Below are 1,178 nucleotides of genomic sequence, written 5' to 3' on the forward strand. Positions count from 1 at the left end.
GCTTCTGCGTGGTAGTACTTCACGAATTCTGGGTCGTCCAGGGTGTTCAGTTCAGTTGAGTAAGCCATGTGCTTGGTGTACTTAACGTCGATGAAGGCTGGGCCGTCCATCTTCTTCCATTCTTCTACAGCTGCTTGGAATTCAGCCTTGTCGTGAACAGTGAAGGCCTTCATGTTCATGCCTTCTGCAACCTTTGCCCAGTCGTTGTCTGGCAGGATAACGCCTGACAGTGGTTGGTTTGATTCGTCACGTTGTTCTGCTTCGATGTAGCCCAAAGTTTCGTTGGTGAAGACAACAGTCAATACGTGCATGTTGTAGCGAGCCAAAGTAAGCAGTTCTTCGCTCATCATAGCGAAGCCACCGTCACCGGCCAAGTGCCATACTTCACGGTCTGGGTAAGCAGTTGCGGCTGCAATAGCTGCTGGAGCGCCGTAGCCCATGGTTGCGTGCAGACCTGAAGTAGTCCAGCGTTGCTTGCCGTTCATGTTGAGCAGACGTACGTGGTCCATGTTGACGTTACCAACGTCAATTGCAAAGACAGCGTTGTCTGCGGCTTCCTTGTTGATGACGTCCCAGATTGGTTCTTGGCGTACGCGGCCTTCGTCCTTCAAGTGATCGTCAGCAAATGAAGCAGTCCATGCGTCCCATTCTTCACGGTCTGCCAAAGCAGCCTTGTAAAGTGGTGATTCTTCACGGGCAACGCCAGCGTCGATCAAAGCACGCAAGCTCTTCTTGGCGTCTGCCAGGATTGATACGTCAACTGAGTGACGCTTGCCTTGCTTTTCTGGGTCAACGTCGATTTGGATAACCTTGGCGTTCTTAGGGAACCACAATACTGAGAATGGTGAGTTGTTGCCAACCCAAACTACCAAGTCAGTGTGGCCTTGAACTTCGTTAGGAGCCTTGGCACCGATACGGCCGATCGTGCCAAGGTATGCCTTGAAGCTGTCTTCAACGATACCCTTGCCCAGGTATGAGGACATCATTGGCATCTTAAACTTGTCAGAGAATTCCTTCAATTCGTCAGCAGCGCCGGATGCGCCCAAACCGAAGTAAACAACTGGGTTCTTGGCTTCCTTGATCAGCTTAGTTGCGGCTTCAATTGATTCAGCAGTTGGAGCTGCGTAGTTGTCAGCAACGTGGTTGCTTGCGGAAACACGGTAGTTGTCTTCGATTTC

Annotated in this window: 1 protein-coding gene; it reads right to left on the reverse strand. The window is 51.1% G+C overall.

The window, feature by feature from the left end:
* Positions 1-1,178: thiamine pyrophosphate-dependent enzyme (locus lacNas_RS13575; RefSeq protein WP_244661475.1), on the reverse strand; the 1,178-nt coding region annotated here is incomplete at both ends.

It is taken from the genome of Lactobacillus nasalidis (assembly GCF_016587775.1).
GTDB lineage: Bacteria > Bacillota > Bacilli > Lactobacillales > Lactobacillaceae > Lactobacillus > Lactobacillus nasalidis.